We start from the raw sequence: 16480 nt of genomic DNA on the forward strand, positions 1-16480 counted from the left end.
TTTAAGTTATAGCTTTTGGATTGTGGAGTTCGTATAATTCCATGTCCAAAATTTCTCCACTACCTGTTGTGTGCACATTTGGCAAAGTCCGCTTCCATACAAATCCGTTTTTTTCTGCAATTAGTTTGCTCGGCAAATTATTATGGTGAACTATAATCTGTAAAGTTTGTAACTTAAGCTCCCTAAAACACCACGGGATAATTTTTTCCACACTGGTTTTTATAATCCCCCTTCCCTCAAAGCGATAGCTAATACAATAGGCCAACTCCCCTTGGCCTTCTGTTTTTTTAAGCTCTTTTACATAGAGCAGGCCAATAATAGACCTATTGGTATTTTCTTTTATGGTAAATAGGAATTCTTCATTGCGCATAAATTCCTTAACCTTTTTGCCAACAAACAATTCGGCCAAGGTGGGTGTTAGGTTTTGTTGCAAGGTTTGAGGAAAATATGATTTAAATCGTTCCGAATTTGAAACCATAAGGTCACAAAGTCTCCAAGCATCCTTTTCTTGAATGGGACTGATACTATAGTTTTCAAAATCGATTTGCATCATCAATAAAGCTATTCGGTATACTCTTTTACGGCATCAATAAAAGCTCTTGCATTTTCGACAGGTATATGAGGAAGGATGCCATGACCCAAATTCACCACATATTTGTCCTTACCAAATTCACGAATCATTTGATCGACCATTTTTTTGATGGTTTCTGGTGGGGAAAGTAATCGTGCAGGATCAAAATTGCCTTGCAGTGTTATATTTCCTCCCGTTAAATATCTAGCATTTTGTGCGGAACAAGTCCAATCAACACCCAATGCCGATGCACCTGATTGTGCCATTTCTTTTAGCGCAAACCAGCAACCTTTTCCAAAAACGATGACGGGTGCATCATCTTTAAGCGCATCTACGATTTGCTGAATATATTGAAAGGAAAATTCTTGATAATCCACTGGCGATAACATTCCTCCCCAAGAATCAAAAACCTGAACGGCATTTACACCCGCTCTTACCTTAGCTTTTAAATAAGCAATTGTAGTGTCCGTAATTTTTTGAAGTAGTTGATGAGCAGCTTCTGGTTGGGTAAAACAAAATCCGCGGGCCTTATCGAAACTTTTACTTCCCTGCCCTTCTACGCAATAACAAAGTATGGTCCATGGTGAGCCTGCAAAACCAATCAATGGAATTTCATCTTGCAACTTTTCTTTGGTCATTGTAATCGCATTCAAAACGTATCCCAATGATTCTTCAATATTTGGAATGATGACCCTATCTAAATCTTTTGGAGATTTAATGGGATTTGGTAAATAAGGACCAAAGTTAGGTTTCATCTCTACCTCAATATTCATGGCTTGCGGAATAACCAAAATATCACTGAAGAGTATGGCTGCATCCATTCCATACCGGCGAATGGGCTGGACAGTTATTTCCGAAGCCAATTCTGGAGTCTGGCATCGGGTAAAGAAATCGTATTTTGCTTTCAATTCCATAAATTCAGGAAGATATCGTCCAGCTTGGCGCATCATCCAAACGGGGGGTCTATCTACAATTTCACCTTTTAGAGCTCTTAGGAACAGGTCATTTTTAATCATGTTTCTTAAAATATTTTATAGCTTGAACCAACAAATTTTCTATTGTTGGCTTGTTGGCAATTATAATTTGATCCGTATACTTTTTAGCTTCAGTGGCAGTGGTATTGCCAATACAGAAAGCCAAGCTTTTTGAGATACTATTTTCTTGTATGTAACTTTTTATACCACTTGGACTAAAAAAAAGGATGCCATTAAATACGCGATCAAATCTTCTTGGAATCAAATGGGTTTTATAAATCTTAACTTCTGTATACCGAACATTATTTTTTGATAGGATATTAGGCAATTCTTCTCTTCTTAAGTTCCCACATAAGAACAAAAACTTCTCATTTTGATGTTTTTTAATAATAAAATCACCTAAATCCAAGGCATTTTCAGTAGTAGCAATAATTTTTAACCCATTTTCTTCCAATACTGCTTTGGTCTTTTCACCGACGCAAAAAGCATTGCATTCGGACATGTCCAGTTTTTTAGAATACTTCAAAAAGGCTTTTACGGCATTTTTACTGGTGAAAATATAATTTTGAAAATTATTGGGGATAGGTACATCCAAAAATTCAATATCCAATGCATTATATTCCACCAAACCCAGTCCAGAATGGAGAAATAATTCTTTTTGTGAGGGGGAAAGTATTTTAGTGGAGAGCACTGTTATACTGCTCCCTCTACTTAAGGTGAGGGATGGGGTGAGGTGTTTTTTCGTGTTCTCGCTATGTTTTTTTAAATGTTCTTTACGTTCACTAGCGTAGGATTCTTGTTTTTCTTTGGCAGCTATAATATACTGAAATACGATATCAACATTTTCAAAAACCATTCTATTCTCAAAACGTAAAATTTTATAGCCTAAGCTTTGTAAGTGAATGTCCCTCCTTCTGTCCTTTTCAGCTTGATTTATTTGTTTGTGATACTCGCCATCCAATTCAATTATTATTCCATATTCAACACAAAAGAAATCTACAATATAACTTTTTATTGGGTGTTGTCTTCTAAATTTCAGATTTTTAAGTTTACGATTTCGAAGGTGGCTCCAAAGCTTTTTTTCAGCCTTAGTTTGATTTTTGCGTAATAATCTTGCTATTTGAATTTTATTGTTCATCCCCACTCCCTAACCCTCTCCCCCGGGAGAGGGAACTGTTTCTTGATTATTTCTAATAGCTTTCATTAGTCTATCTCCGCCCATTTCCAATAGCTCTTTGGCACAAGCCTTTCCAAAACCACTTGAATCGGTTAAGTCACTACTTTTCTTAATTGCAACCTTTTGTTTGCCATCCAAGGAAAAAACTGATCCTTCAAAATAAATCGATTGATTTTTTATTTGTGCTAAAGCTCCGATGGGAGCAGTACAACCGCCCTCAAGTGTTCTTAAAAAATCACGTTCAATTGCAGTTGTTATCTCAGAATCCTGATGATTAAGCTTATGTGAGGCCTCCTTTGAAAACGCATCTTTCTCCAGGGCCACTACCAACATTGCTCCTTGAGCGGGCGCGGGTATCATCCAGTCCAGTTCTAAAGCATCTTTGGGCAATAGTTTAATGCGTTCCAATCCAGCCTGTGCAAAAATGGCCCCTTGCCAATCATTTTCGATAAGTTTTAAAATTCTCGAATTTACGTTGCCCCTCAAATCCACTATGTTATGATGCGGATATTTATGCAACCATTGTGCTTTTCTCCGTAAGCTACCTGTGGCAATGGTAGCTATGTTTTCAGATTCTAGAAAATCCAATCCTTTGTGAACCAGAATATCATTGGTTACGGCACGTTCCAAAACTGCGGTTTGTACAATGCCTTTCGGCAATTGTGTAGGGACGTCCTTCATGGAATGTACCGCAATATCTATTTGACCTTTTAGTAGTGCAACATCCAACGTCTTGGTGAAGATTCCTGTAATCCCTAGTTCGTAGAGTGGTTTGTCCAAGATCTGATCCCCTGTTGATTTTATTGGAATCAAAGTCGTATCATGCCCTAATGCTTCCAGTTTTTGCTGTACTGTGGTCGCTTGCCACAACGCCAATTCGCTATCGCGGGTTCCGATTCGTATGATTTTGCTCATTTTGAACCGATTTCTAACTGAAAAACTTTTTGGATGAGTTCCAGACTATCTTCGGTATCAACCTCGGAACTCTTTAAATGGTTGGCAAACTGCTTGGTTATCTTTTGAATGATGCGTTCCGAAATGATTTCTGCCTGATCTTCGTTAAAATCGGATATTTTTCTGGAATGAAAGTCGATTTCCTCTGCTTTCATCGTTTTAAGTTTTTCCTTGAGCGCATTGATTACTGGAGCAAACTTTCTTGTCTCCAACCATTTTAAAAATTCTCCCCTTACCTGATCGATTATTTTCTCTGCTTTGGGAACAAATTCTTTTCTCTTGTTTAAGGTGTCATCGGTAATTTGGGAAAGTTGGTCCAAGTGAACCAAGGAAACATTTTCAAGCTCCAAAACATCATTGGATACATTTTTGGGAACGGAAAGATCCAAAATAAGAAGGGGCTTTTTTGTATAGATCAAAGCTTTTGAGATAGTGGGCAGTTGTGCGCCCGTAGCAACAACAAAGATATCGGCCCGTCTAATTTCAGTTTGTAGATCACCATAGTCTTTTACGGTTAAATCAAACTTTCCTGCAATGACCTCAGCTTTCTCACGGGTTCTATTAATGAGCGTGATCTGGGAATTTTTGGAGTGTTTTACGAGATTTTCACAGGTGTTCCTACCGATTTTCCCAGTACCAAAGAGCAGGATATTTTTTTCTGATATGTCAGGAACTTTGTTTAGAATATATCTTACAGAAGCAAATGCTACAGAAGTGGCACCAGAAGAGAGTTCTGTTTCGTTTTTTATACGCTTGCTGGCTTGGATAACTGCATTGCACAAACGTTCCAGGAACGGATTGGCCATTTCGTGCTTTTTGGAACGAAAAAAACCTTGCTTTATCTGGCTAATTATTTCAAAATCACCTAAAATTTGACTATCCAAACCAGTTCCCACTCTAAAAATGTGGGAAATAGCATCATGATTTTTATAGACGTAGGCAACCTCCTGAAATTCTTCCACACTGCCTTGGGTATGGTCGCAGAGCATCTTTATGAGTTGATAGGGATGTTGGGCAAAACCATATAGTTCGGTTCTGTTGCAAGTAGAAATTGCCAAAAGTCCATCAATATCCTGTTCCTTGGCTTGCACCATTATTTTGTCAATCGCAGGAACATCCAAACTAAATTTCCCCCTTATTTCAGCATCAGCTTTTTTGTAGCTGAGCCCAATGGCATAAAAAGAGTTGTGTTTGGAAATATGGTAATTCCTCATAAAGGATATAATCGCGACACAAAAATAGGGGTGCAACATTTTAAAAAATAACGCTAGCGGAACTATAAATAACAGCCTTTGTCCATTTATGGGTATTTTTCGGTCAAATTCTTCAAAAACACCGCATTTATTGATAAATTTGAATTATCGAAAACAATTTAGAGTCATTCTAAATAGAATTAATCATCTAAAAATTTGTATTCGGAAATGGAAAATGTCGCCAAAGGTTCATATAAGGAAATTTTATTGGAAGAAGGATTTTATATACTTAAAATTCAGAACGATACAGAAGATATAAAGAGAATAGAAAGAGAAATCAATAGCTCGTTCATTCAATTTCATTTTTGCCTAAAAGGGAAGTCCCAGTTTTATTTTAACGATGGGCAATACCATCTTGAAGTGTCCGAAGAAAACTCGCTCTTGCTTTACAATACCCAAAAAGATTTGCCTTTACATTTAAATGTATCCCCAGATACGTGGTTATTGTCCATAATTATGACGATAAGGAAATTCCATTCGCTTTTTTCCAACGAGGCAGATTATATCCCTTTTTTAAGTGAAGGGAACAAAGAAAAGAAATACTATTCCCAAGAGGCGGTTTCTCCAGCAATAGCAGTAGTCTTGAGCCAGTTGATGAACTATAACCTGCACCCCTCCATAAAAGAGCTGTACGTAAAGGGGAAGGTGTATGAATTAATTTCCCTGTATTTTAACAAAACCCAGAACGCAGATTTGGAACAGTGCCCTTTTTTAGCGGATGAAGAGAACGTAAGGCGCTTAAAAATGGCAAAGGAAATCATGATTTCCAGAATGTCCGAACCACCCACTTTGGCGGAACTTTCCAAGGAAATAGGACTTAGTCTAAAGAAATTAAAGGAAGGTTTCAAACAGATTTACGGGGATTCCGTTTATGGCTTTTTGTTTGATTATAAAATGGAATATGCAAGAAAAATGTTAGAGACCGGAAGCCATAATGTCAATGAAGTAGGTTTACGTGTAGGGTACAGCACGGCAAGCCATTTTATTGCATCGTTCAAGAAGAAATATGGGACCACACCAAAAAAATATTTAATTTCAAATGCTTAAACAGCAAATATGAAATTTTATTTAATAGTCCCTTTTATCTTTTGTTCAATACTATTTGTAAATGCGCAAGAAAACCCCACTCCAGAAGATGTTCCAAAACCTCCGGAACTTGTTTTAGTATTTAGCAAGACGACAGGCTATCGCCATAAATCCATAGAAAAAGGTGTTGAAACTTTAAGAAAATTGGGAAGGGAGAACGGTTTTATTGTATTGCAGACGGAAAGCTCATCTGACTTTAATCCACAGAACTTAAACAACTATAGATTAGTAATATTCCTCAATACCACAAAGGAAGTTTTGGATGATGTTCAGCAAAAAGCTTTTGAGAAATATATTAGGAATGAGGGGAGTTTTATGGGAATACATGCTGCCACAGATACCGAATACGACTGGCCTTGGTACGGAAAGTTGGTAGGAGCTTATTTTGAAAGCCATCCGAACGACCCCAATATTATAAATGCGAAAATCGATGTCCTAAACAGAGAACATCCTTCCACAGCGCACTTGAACGACACATGGAAGCGCAGTGATGAATGGTATAATTACAAAAATTTAAATCCTGATGTTTCTGTTTTGCTCAACTTGGACGAAACCAGTTATGAAGGTGGAAAAAACGGCAAAAATCATCCTATTGCTTGGTTCCATGAATTTGATGGTGCCCGTGCATATTATACTGGCGGCGGCCATAGCAAAGCTTCTTTTGATGAGCCAGACTTTCAACAGCACCTACTGGGAGCGATAGAATGGTGTCTAGGGAGAAAGTAAGGTCGGTCTTGCTACAATAATCCCAATATTGTATTTTATTTTTTTGAGGTAGTCCACCAAGGGTTCTTTGGAAATCATTACAGATCCTGCACTGGATGCATGTAGTAGATAGATTCTTTCATCGGGTTGCTTTATGGCTATTCCAGTATGTGTAACGTCCAATCCCTTTATAGAGGTTGCTAGCGCAACAATATCACCGGATTGAATTAAATTTTCATTTTGCTCAATTTGGTCTTGGGGCAAAATACATAGGTTTTCTTTGGCAAGGGTTTCTTCTACTTCCAAAATGGCCTTATAGTTTTCTTCTTCTCCTAAAAAAGGATACAAATTTCTGTGCGTACCCATAAAGTTGATGCTCTTTTCTGTTTGGATTCCACCCAATTCCGAAGTAATATCGGTGACCAGACCTTTCTTTTCGTTATTTCGAATCCATTCCGTAAAATAATGTAAACGAGAAGGATACCCATTGATTTTTCCATCTCTATACCGAATTTTCTCAAGATTTTCAATAAAATCCAAGAACTGGAACTGCTGATTTTCATACATTAAACCAAAGGCAAGGACATTCTCCACAAATGTGGTACAATCCAACCCCCTTAGATTGACAACTAAACTTTCGCTTTCGCCAAGTTCCAAGGTTTTTTCTACGTAAGGAGTTTCCAAAAACGTTTTTCCTATAGCCACAATGATATTTTGATGGGCATTCGTTTCAAAATTTTCAAATGTTTTTAACTTGGAATAAAACAAGGTTGAATCTTCAGCCGTGTACAAGACTTGGGCATTGGTTTCAAATCCAAAAAACAAAAGAATAAAGAGTAAAATCTTAGGAAACATGAACAATTTTGGGTTTATCAAACTAAATTAGGATTATCTATGGAATTATAAAGAAACAAATTGTTGGAATCAAAAATTAAATCATCCTCAAGTAGTATTTTTACTGCTCTTAATAAATAGCTATGAAAGGAGTGTTATTGGTCAATTTGGGTTCGCCGGATAGTCCAACTGCAAAGGATGTAAAGCCATATTTGGATGAATTTCTTATGGATGAACGGGTCATTGATGTTCCAAACATATTGAGAAACATATTGGTTCGTGGCATAATCTTGCAGACCCGCCCCAAAAAGTCTGCAAAAGCCTATGCCAAAATATGGTGGGACGAGGGGTCGCCCTTGATCGTTATTTCTGAAAGATTTACCGAAAAGGTCCGTCAACATACCAACATGCCAGTAGCTCTTGGTATGCGTTACGGGTCCATAACCATAAAAAAAGCGCTCCAAGAACTTAAAGATAAAGGAGTTGATGAGGTTTTGTTGGTGCCATTATATCCACATTACGCCATGTCTTCGTATGAAACTGTCGTTGTTAAAGCAATGGAAGAGCAGCAAAAACACTTCCCCCAAATTAATTTGACCACATTGCCGGCATTTTATAGCAATGCGGATTACATAAAAGTTTTATCCGAAAGCATTGCCGATGGGTTGAAGGATTTTGAATATGACCATATTCTCTTTTCGTACCACGGTATCCCGGAACGACATATTAGAAAATCGGACCCGACCAAGTTTCATTGTAAAATTGATGGTAGCTGTTGTAAAATAAATTCGGTGGCGCACCATACCTGTTATAGGCACCAATGTTACGATACTACGGAATTGGTAAAAGCATACCTGGACCTTCCCGAAGATAAGGTCAGTTCTTCGTTCCAATCGCGTTTGGCAGGCGACCCATGGCTAAAACCCTATACCGATTACGAATTTGAACGGCTGGCGAAAGAAGGGAAAAAGCGATTGGCCGTAATTACTCCTGCGTTCGTAAGTGATTGTTTGGAAACTTTGGAAGAAATTGCCATGGAAGGCAAAGAACAATTTGAAGAAGCAGGTGGCGAACGCTATAAACATATTCCTTGCCTGAACGATAGTGATGCTTGGGTTACTTTAATGGCCAAGTGGGTCAACGAGTGGAAATCCAAGGGGACTCTTCCAGTTTAATTACTTGTCTGGTCTAGCGCAGTCAGGCCCTAAATAAAATTGTTGTCAATATCTTGACTGTGCTGGATATGACAGCTTAAAATTATGGCAAAAGTTTCATCAGATCAGTTAGGACAAGAACCCATAGGCAAGTTGCTTATAAAACAGGCCGTTCCTGCCTCTATTGGCATATTGGTAATGTCCTTGAATATTTTGGTGGATTCAATTTTTGTGGGGAATTGGATCGGACCCATTGCCATTGCCGCAATCAATGTGGTATTGCCCGTATCTTTTTTTATTGCCGCGTTGGGTATGGCAATCGGTATTGGCGGGTCCAGTATAATTTCTAGAGCATTGGGAGCCAATAATAAGGAAAAAGCCCTTAAGACTTTTGGAAACCAAATTACCCTTACCCTTTTGGTGACCATAACCATGGTTGCCTTGGGACTTTATTTTGTGGATGGGCTAATTCCCGCATTTGGTGGCAAAGGAAGCATTTTTGATCCCGCAAAAATTTATTATACCATTATTTTATATGGAGTGCCTTTCTTGGCACTTTGTATGATGGGCAATACGGTAATACGGGCAGAGGGAAAACCAAAATTTGCCATGATAGCCATGATTATTCCTTCCGTTGGAAACCTGCTCATGGACTATATTTTTATCTATGTTTTTGATTGGGGCATGCACGGAGCAGCATGGGCAACAACGGCAGGTTATCTAATGTGCTTTGGTTATATACTTTATTTTTTTCTATCAAAAAATTCTGAATTAAGAATAAGTCTACCACATTTTGGATTGGACGTACCGATTTTAAGGGAAATCGGTTCACTTGGTTTTGTGACCTTGGCAAGACAGGCTGTAACGAGCATCACCTATCTATTGATGAACAACATTTTATTCAATTTGGGGGGTGAGGCCATGGTTGCCGTGTATGCCATTATCGGTAGAATGTTAATGTTCGCTTTGTTCCCGGTTTTTGGCGTTACCCAAGGGTTTTTGCCCATCGCAGGGTTTAATTATGGTGCGTTAAAGTATGATCGTGTAAAGGAATCTATTTACACAGCAATTAAATATGCAGCATTGGTAGCTACATTGGTTTTTATCGGGTTGATGATTTTTCCCGAAGCAATCACATCTCTCTTCCTAAGCAGTCGTGAAGATTTGCCCGTAAAGGAATTGATCACCAATACCTTTGTTTTGGAGCGTGCCCCAACAGCCATGCGCTGGGTTTTTGCAGCAACACCAATTATTGCCTTACAATTGATTGGAGCGGCCTATTTTCAGGCAGTGGGCAAAGCAATTCCTGCATTATTGTTGACCTTGACCCGACAGGGTTTCTTTTTTATTCCGCTTATATTGGTTTTGCCCTATTATTTAGGTGAGTTTGGTGTTTGGATTTCCTTTCCAATAGCCGATGTTCTAGCTACTATCGTTACGGGATTCTATTTGTGGAAAGAGATTAAGACAAAACTGCAAAAACCGACCGATATATAATATTTATTGGGTTATTTGAGTAGCCGCTTTACTGATGATTTTCCACTCACCCTCAAGCTCTTTCAACAAGAATATGTCAATAAACTTTAAATCCCGTTTTGGAATGAGGATTTCAGCTTTTGCGCAAGCAATGTTGTTGGCATAATCTATCATCAGTATTTTACCTACCCTTCCATTAAATTTACCTTGTTCCCTATCTTTAAAAAGATTACTGTATTCTTTTGGGGTTAAAATCCACAGCTCTTGGTCCTTTTTGGATAAAAACAGATCGGCGTCTTCAAAAAAGGCCGATTCTATCAATGCTTGGTTATTATAAGACGAGCCATCAATATATTTTTGAAGTGTTTCACGGATCGCTTTTTCTTCGTTTTGCGCCTTAATAGTGATGTAGCTTGCAAATAGCATAAGGATAAGTACAAATTTTTTCATGATATTATTGTGTTTTTGAATAGATTTTAGGTTGAATCCGAATCAACTTACCATCGTCTTCGTCGGTAAGCATATAGAGTTTACCATCAGGACCTTGCATCACTTTTCTTGAGCGGACCCTATCATGGATAAAAAGTTCTTCGGCACTCTCTATAGTTTCATTTTCAATACGGAAGCGCCATAAGCTTCCTCTGGACAATCCGGGAACGATCAAATTGTTTTTCCATTCGGAAAATTCATTACCAGTATAAAAAGTGAGCCCTGTTGGAGCTACGGTATGTGACCAAAACCAAGCGGGAGGCGTGAAGGCAACACCTTCAATAGTAGGAGGTTTATAATCTTTACTTCGGAGTTTTCCCGAAGTAACATTGGGCCAACCATAATTAGCGCCAGCTTCCAAAATGTTGATTTCATCACCCTGAATGGTGCCATGCTCACTAAACCATATCTTGCCTGTCCTAGGTTCAACAGTTATTCCCTGTGCTGCACGAATTCCCATGGCGTACAATCCAAGGACAGCATCTGGTCCAAAATCGGGATTATCCTTTGGAATGCTTCCGTTTGGGTTTATCCTGTAAATCTTGCCTCTTTTATCGGTTACATTTTGGGCTATGGGAATTTCTGGCTCGTCCCGTTCCCAAAAAAGCCGTTCCCCGATTGTTACGTATAGTTTTTTATCTGTTCCGAAGGTCATTCCGCCACCATAATGGTAGTATTCTCTAGTAAATGGAGCAGCTTCAATCAAGGTCTGATGATTGGTCAAAGCATCATTTTTCAATTGGGCCCGTATCACTTTCGTGGTTGTTCCAAAAGCTTTTTTAGCTGTATACGAAACATAGACCCATTGGTTATTTTTAAAATCTGGGTCGACCAAAACATCAAAGATTCCTGAATTGTCGCCAAAGTGAATGGCACGTATGCTGTCTGTCAAGTCAGTAGGGAATCCTTTGATAATTTGTTTTTCCTTGGATTCAAGGTTCACACGCAGTAAATCGCCATCTTTTTCAGATATGAGTGCCTCAACATTAGAAATAAAGGCAATACTCCATGGATGGTTGAGACTATCCAGAACCACTTCCTTAACCGGAATTGTAGGATAGTTTTTTTCATCGGCGATGGTTCTTTCCTTACAACCGAATGTTGCTAGAATCAATATGGAAATTAGGGTATAGGTTTTCACTAAATTTTTCTAATATTTTAAAGCAAATATGACCAAGCATTTATCAAAATCCTTTAAAAATCATGATTCTTAAAACGAAAATGCCCAATCAAGCATTAAACTGGCTTCTATATGCTGAAGGGGTCAATTGGGTTGCGGCCTTAAACGCCAAATTGAAGGAAGTCACGTTCCCAAATCCACAATCATACGCTATTGTTGCTATTTTTTGTTTCATGGAATCTGGTTCTGACAACAATTGCTTGGCCTTTTCTATTCGATAATGGTTTACGAATTCTGAAAAATTCTTTAGCTCGTTCTCGTTAATGGCCTGTGATAATTTTCTTGGGGAAGTATTTAATTTTTCTGCAATTATTTCAAGGGAAATAGTTTTATGCAAATACATCTCTTCTTGTACAAAGAGATTTTTTAAGGAAGAAACCAATTGTCTGGAGGTTTCACCATCTAAAGTTGATTTGGTATATTTTCCCAATTGAAAGGCATGCTTCTGTAAAAAGAGAAAGGAAAAAATGTAGATCAAAAAGGAGAAGAAAACAGCTCCACCAATATACCAGGAGAAGATTCCTGCAAGATGTCCCATATAAAAAAACCATATAACACCAATACCAATAATCAAGTTTCTATACCAGTTGTGAAGTTGTTGGTGCACTGATTTGCCAATTACATATAATATATAAATAGACAGCCCAATGTACAGGCCTAAATGTAAAAAAACAGCAATGTAAATCACATAGGACAATGCATCGCCCCGGTTAGGAATAAATGTGCTCAGCAATGCAAAAACAGCAAATGGGACAAGGTGTAGATAATTTTTCTGCAAAAACGCATTTGATCTATCAAAAAGTGTTTTTCCATAAAACCACAAAAATGGCCCTGTTAAGAGAATACCGGAAATGCCTAGATTGCGTTGCCAAGGCTCCAAATGAAAGTAGGTATTGAGAACCGATTTCCCAATGCGAATGGTAACACCAAGAATTAAAAAAGCCAAAAATATATTTGCTTTTCGTTTTCCCTTTTTAAGGGTAATCAGATAAACAAACAGGAAAAGTGCCTGGACAAGCCCCAAACAACTTAAAACTAAAATTACGGTATCTTGTTTCACGCCCTAAAATTACTGATTGATCGGTTTACTATTTATAATGAAGCCAGAAAAAGAACGATTTCTTATTTTCGCCAGAAACGATAGCTGTTTTGAAAAAATGGACAATAATATTCATGATGGCAATAGTTGCCTTTAACTGTAAAAAAAATGAAGTGGACATGAAAGCGCACACATTATTTGTGAGCACGTATACGGATGGTGAAAGCAAGGGCATATATAAGCTTGTTTTTGACCCCAATACGGGTAAATTATCAGATTTAACTTTAGCTGCAGCATTGGAAAATCCTTCATTTTTGACAATCTCAAAAGATGGAAACAATCTATATGCAGTCCAAGAGACCGCTGATTTTGATAGTTTAGGTGGCGCCGTTTCCGCTTTTAAATTAAAAGACGGTATTCTAGAGCTTCAAAACAGTATGGGAACGGGCGGGGCACACCCTTGCCACGTTGCATTATCTGACGATGGGCATTTGGCAGTGTCAAATTATACTGGAGGTAACCTATCGATTTTCGATTTGAAAAACGATGGAGCCTTAAAACAAAATCCACAGATGATAAATCACAGTGTGCTGGACACATTAAAAAAGGCACACGTTCATAAAGCAAATTTTAATGCAGAAGGTCTTTTTGCGTCTGATCTAGGATTGGACGCTTTGAAAAGATACCGTAAGCAAGATGGAAATTGGAAACCTGCACATCAATCTTCATTGGATTTGCCCGATGGTGCAGGACCCAGGCACTTCGTCTTTGATTCCAACGGAAATTATCTTTATGTAATCAATGAATTGAACTCTACCATCTCTGTTTTTAAAAGAGATGATGAAGGCAATTTTAATAAAATCCAGACCGAAAACACTTTAGCGGCCGATTATAATGGACAAAATGCATGTGCCGATATACATTTATCTCCAGATGGTAAATTTTTATATGGTTCAAACCGTGGTGAAAATACTATTGTGGTTTTTTCGGTTGATACAAAAAATGGTCAAATTAGCTTAATGGGAAGAACTTCTGTATATGGTGATTTGCCTCGGAACTTTACGATTGATCCTTCTGGAAATTTTGTATTGGTTGCAAATCAAAGAAGCGAAAATATTGTGGTTTTTCAGAGGAATACGGAACTGGGAACACTAACTTATCTCAATGAAACATCTTTGCCGGCACCTGTTTGCTTAGAGTTTCTAGAGTAAACTCATTTAATCAACTGCATTATTCTAATAAATAAAATTATTATACGGTTACTTTGCAAAGTAAACGATTACCCCTAAAATGATCACTCCTAAGAGTACCGCAAAGAATATTTTCCAAAAACTGTAGGGTCTGGTTCCTGAAATCTGTCCATTTTCACCATTGATAAAAAAATTGTACTCTTTTCCTTTAAAACGATAGGCACTAATATAAATAGGCAATAAAATGTGCTTAAAAGTCTCTTCTGATAAACTCATGTTCATACTGCTAACCTGTTGTGTATCCCCACCAATGTCTTGTTTGCACCAGCGGGTCGCAATATTGCGAGCCACATCTTTGGAAAGCAAATGACCTTCTTTTAAAGGAATTGTATATTTTTCAGTAACAAAACCGGATAAAAAACCACTGTTAAAGGGTTGTAATTTTTTTAAGTTCCAATAAGCGATTTTTTTTGGGATTCTGCCTGTTTTTTGTTGGGATGCCTCGATCAATGTATCATCTACAAAGCCTGAAACATTACCCGAAGCTGGGTACCATCTAGTTTTACGAACCCTTCGGGTCTGTTTTTTACCCTTACTGTCCCGGTAGCTTTGGTTTTCGTAATAATATTCTCCACGTTGTCCAGTATACGAAGCGGAAAGTTGCGCATCAAAAGTCCAATAGGGAAGATATAGGCCTTTGGTAAATTGTGGGTCTAGCGCTGCTTTTTTCAATTTATTGGGGGCCCACCATAATTTACCGACCCACTTCTGAAAAATAGCAAACGATTTTTCTTTTTCAATCTGAAAAGGCAGAACTGCACCTGGTAAAATCCATTCTTCTTTATAAGCGTCCTCAATAACCAAGGGCATACTACAGTATATACAATGCAACGATTTGTAATTTTCCTCGACATGCTGGTTGGCACCACAATTTTTGCAATGAAGCATAGAAATTTCCTCGCTATGCTTTTGTGCCCCCATTTTTTTTAGATAAGGAGAAAGTTCTAACTCCTTAAAACCACGTTCATCAATGGTTATGACCTCTTCATGGCCGCAATATTCACAAGTGATATTGGTTGTGCCCGGCTTGTACTTGAGCTCTGCTCCACAATTAGCACAGGATTTTTTAAGCTCAGTTTTTTGGATAGGTTTCTCCAATGACTTTTCTTATTTATGGATTGCCAAGTAGAAAACTTATTCTGTAGGGAGTGGCGGTGGAGTGCTTCCTCCTAAAAATGACTTCAATTCCTCGACCTCTTTTAGCGCGGTCCATGAAGTCATCCCTTGCTTCCAAACCAAACTGTCCCTATTGATGGTACGCCCTGCAAAAAGAGCTTGCAGTTGCTCAAAAGAAACCGGGCCTTGTTGTGTTCCGTTAACAGCGTAAAAATATTGAACAGAAGCTGGCATTGGTGGAGGAAAACTGCCTGCCTGTTGTTGGTTTCCCATTTGAATATTTGCTTGCGGGGCTCCAGTCATCATTCCACCCATTTGTTGGGCCAATACAAAGCCCATTCCCATTCCCATTCCTGCGCCTGCCGTACCGCCTTCGTTTTTAGCGGCAGCTTCTATTGCTTTGGCAGTCTTAAATTTGGTCAACTTATCCAAATCCAGTTTGTCGATACGGCTATACTCGAAGATTTCTTTTTTAAGGTCTTCGGGCATGGAAACATTTTCGATATAGAATTTTTCAAGTGAAATACCTACGGAAAGAAATTCGGGCTTCATGACTTCCCGGCAAGTCTCAGAAAGCTCCGAAGTGTTCGCGGCATATAGCTCAATGGGTAAATTGGCTTCGCCAACGGTGTCCGTAAAGCGAGTGGCTATCAAACTCTTTAGATGTTCATTAATTTCAAAATTTGTGAAATTGCTATCCGTGCTCACAATGTCAACGATAAATTTTCCAGCATCGGAGATTTTAAAAGCGTAGGTCCCAAAAGCACGAATTTCTACCAATCCAAAACGATCATCGCTTAAGGTTATTGGGTTTTTTGTTCCCCACTTTTCATCCGTAAAGAGATGGGTATTCACAAAATATACCTCAGCTTTAAACGGAGAGTTAAAACCATATTTCCAACCTTTCAACGTAGTGAGAATAGGTAAATTTTGTGTGGTAAGGTCGTAAGTTCCAGGAGTAAAGACATCCGCCAATTGTCCTTCATTCACAAAGACCGCGGTCTGCCCTTCGCGTACAATGAGCTTAGCTCCATTTTTAATTTCGTTTTGGTAGCGTTCAAACCGATGTGCTATGGTATCGTCTGTATAGTCGAGCCACTCGACAATATCAATAAATTCATTGGTTAGTTTCTCCTTTATTTTGCCAAAAATATCCATGATAACGTGTTTCAGTATTAATTTTCTAAAACTATAAAAAAGGATGAAAGGAAGGAAGAAAAAT

At 38.3% G+C, this 16480-nt stretch carries 16 protein-coding genes; 5 read left to right on the forward strand and 11 right to left on the reverse strand.

Features of this window, described 5'->3' with window-relative positions; translation table 11 throughout:
- Position 1: 1 nt before the first annotated feature.
- From HME9304_RS08130 to hemA, 5 genes are read right to left on the reverse strand one after another with little or no spacing between them, the layout of a single operon-like run.
- Complete coding sequence (locus HME9304_RS08130) at positions 2 to 553, reverse strand: GNAT family N-acetyltransferase (RefSeq protein ID WP_239023419.1); 552 nt, start codon at positions 551 to 553, stop codon at positions 2 to 4.
- A gap of 8 nt (positions 554 to 561) precedes the next feature.
- Positions 562 to 1587: a uroporphyrinogen decarboxylase gene (gene hemE, locus HME9304_RS08135; protein WP_112378113.1), complete on the reverse strand. Its 1026-nt coding sequence runs from the start codon at positions 1585 to 1587 to the stop codon at positions 562 to 564.
- Positions 1580 to 2683, reverse strand: coding sequence for a DUF559 domain-containing protein (locus HME9304_RS08140; protein WP_239023420.1), 1104 nt, complete (start codon positions 2681 to 2683; stop codon positions 1580 to 1582). Before HME9304_RS08140 ends, hemE begins: the two co-directional genes overlap by 8 nt.
- A gap of 9 nt (positions 2684 to 2692) precedes the next feature.
- Positions 2693 to 3637 carry a hydroxymethylbilane synthase gene (hemC, locus tag HME9304_RS08145; protein ID WP_112378114.1) on the reverse strand — a complete coding sequence of 315 codons (945 nt, stop codon included), beginning with the start codon at positions 3635 to 3637 and terminating at the stop codon, positions 2693 to 2695.
- Positions 3634 to 4890 carry a glutamyl-tRNA reductase gene (gene hemA / locus HME9304_RS08150; protein WP_112378115.1) on the reverse strand — a complete coding sequence of 419 codons (1257 nt, stop codon included), beginning with the start codon at positions 4888 to 4890 and terminating at the stop codon, positions 3634 to 3636. Before hemA ends, hemC begins: the two co-directional genes overlap by 4 nt.
- Positions 4891 to 5097: 207 nt before the next feature.
- Between hemA and HME9304_RS08155 the strand changes: the two genes are divergently transcribed.
- Together HME9304_RS08155 and HME9304_RS08160 are read left to right on the forward strand one after the other, a co-directional pair.
- The gene (locus HME9304_RS08155) at positions 5098 to 5976 is read left to right on the forward strand and encodes an AraC family transcriptional regulator (protein ID WP_112378116.1); all 879 of its coding nucleotides are present in this window, start codon (positions 5098 to 5100) and stop codon (positions 5974 to 5976) included.
- Positions 5977 to 5985: 9 nt separating this feature from the next.
- Positions 5986 to 6741, forward strand: a complete 756-nt coding sequence (locus HME9304_RS08160; protein WP_112378117.1) for a ThuA domain-containing protein — start codon at positions 5986 to 5988, stop codon at positions 6739 to 6741.
- On the opposite strand, the gene HME9304_RS08165 is transcribed toward HME9304_RS08160, so the two are convergent.
- Positions 6727 to 7575 carry an N-acetylmuramoyl-L-alanine amidase-like domain-containing protein gene (locus HME9304_RS08165; protein ID WP_112378118.1) on the reverse strand — a complete coding sequence of 283 codons (849 nt, stop codon included), beginning with the start codon at positions 7573 to 7575 and terminating at the stop codon, positions 6727 to 6729. The genes HME9304_RS08160 and HME9304_RS08165 overlap by 15 nt on opposite strands.
- A gap of 122 nt (positions 7576 to 7697) precedes the next feature.
- Here HME9304_RS08165 and hemH point away from each other — a divergent pair, with 122 nt between their 5' ends.
- Together hemH and HME9304_RS08175 are read left to right on the forward strand one after the other, a co-directional pair.
- Positions 7698 to 8729: a ferrochelatase gene (gene hemH, locus HME9304_RS08170; protein ID WP_112378119.1), complete on the forward strand. Its 1032-nt coding sequence runs from the start codon at positions 7698 to 7700 to the stop codon at positions 8727 to 8729.
- A gap of 84 nt (positions 8730 to 8813) precedes the next feature.
- Positions 8814 to 10205 (forward strand): MATE family efflux transporter, encoded by a 1392-nt coding sequence (locus HME9304_RS08175; RefSeq protein WP_112378120.1) that lies wholly within the window; start codon positions 8814 to 8816, stop codon positions 10203 to 10205.
- A gap of 3 nt (positions 10206 to 10208) precedes the next feature.
- Here HME9304_RS08175 and HME9304_RS08180 read toward each other — a convergent pair whose 3' ends face one another.
- The 3 genes from HME9304_RS08180 to HME9304_RS08190 form a co-directional block, all read right to left on the reverse strand.
- Positions 10209 to 10634, reverse strand: coding sequence for a nuclear transport factor 2 family protein (locus HME9304_RS08180; protein WP_112378121.1), 426 nt, complete (start codon positions 10632 to 10634; stop codon positions 10209 to 10211).
- A gap of 4 nt (positions 10635 to 10638) precedes the next feature.
- Positions 10639 to 11814: a PQQ-dependent sugar dehydrogenase gene (locus tag HME9304_RS08185; RefSeq protein ID WP_112378122.1), complete on the reverse strand. Its 1176-nt coding sequence runs from the start codon at positions 11812 to 11814 to the stop codon at positions 10639 to 10641.
- 88 nt (positions 11815 to 11902) lie between these two features.
- The gene (locus tag HME9304_RS08190; protein ID WP_112378123.1) at positions 11903 to 12913 is read right to left on the reverse strand and encodes a helix-turn-helix domain-containing protein; all 1011 of its coding nucleotides are present in this window, start codon (positions 12911 to 12913) and stop codon (positions 11903 to 11905) included.
- Between the two features lie 113 nt (positions 12914 to 13026).
- Here HME9304_RS08190 and HME9304_RS08195 point away from each other — a divergent pair, with 113 nt between their 5' ends.
- Complete coding sequence (locus HME9304_RS08195) at positions 13027 to 14103, forward strand: lactonase family protein (protein ID WP_112378124.1); 1077 nt, start codon at positions 13027 to 13029, stop codon at positions 14101 to 14103.
- Between the two features lie 48 nt (positions 14104 to 14151).
- Here the strand turns inward: HME9304_RS08195 and HME9304_RS08200 are convergent, their stop codons facing one another.
- The gene (locus HME9304_RS08200; protein WP_112378125.1) at positions 14152 to 15240 is read right to left on the reverse strand and encodes a TFIIB-type zinc ribbon-containing protein; all 1089 of its coding nucleotides are present in this window, start codon (positions 15238 to 15240) and stop codon (positions 14152 to 14154) included.
- A 36-nt stretch (positions 15241 to 15276) separates the two neighbouring features.
- Entirely contained in the window at positions 15277 to 16416 is a 1140-nt protein-coding gene (locus HME9304_RS08205) for an SPFH domain-containing protein (protein ID WP_112378126.1), read from the reverse strand.
- Between the last annotated feature and the right edge of the window lie 64 nt (positions 16417 to 16480).

Origin of the sequence: Flagellimonas maritima (assembly GCF_003269425.1) — a bacterium.
In the GTDB taxonomy this organism is placed as follows: domain Bacteria; phylum Bacteroidota; class Bacteroidia; order Flavobacteriales; family Flavobacteriaceae; genus Flagellimonas; species Flagellimonas maritima.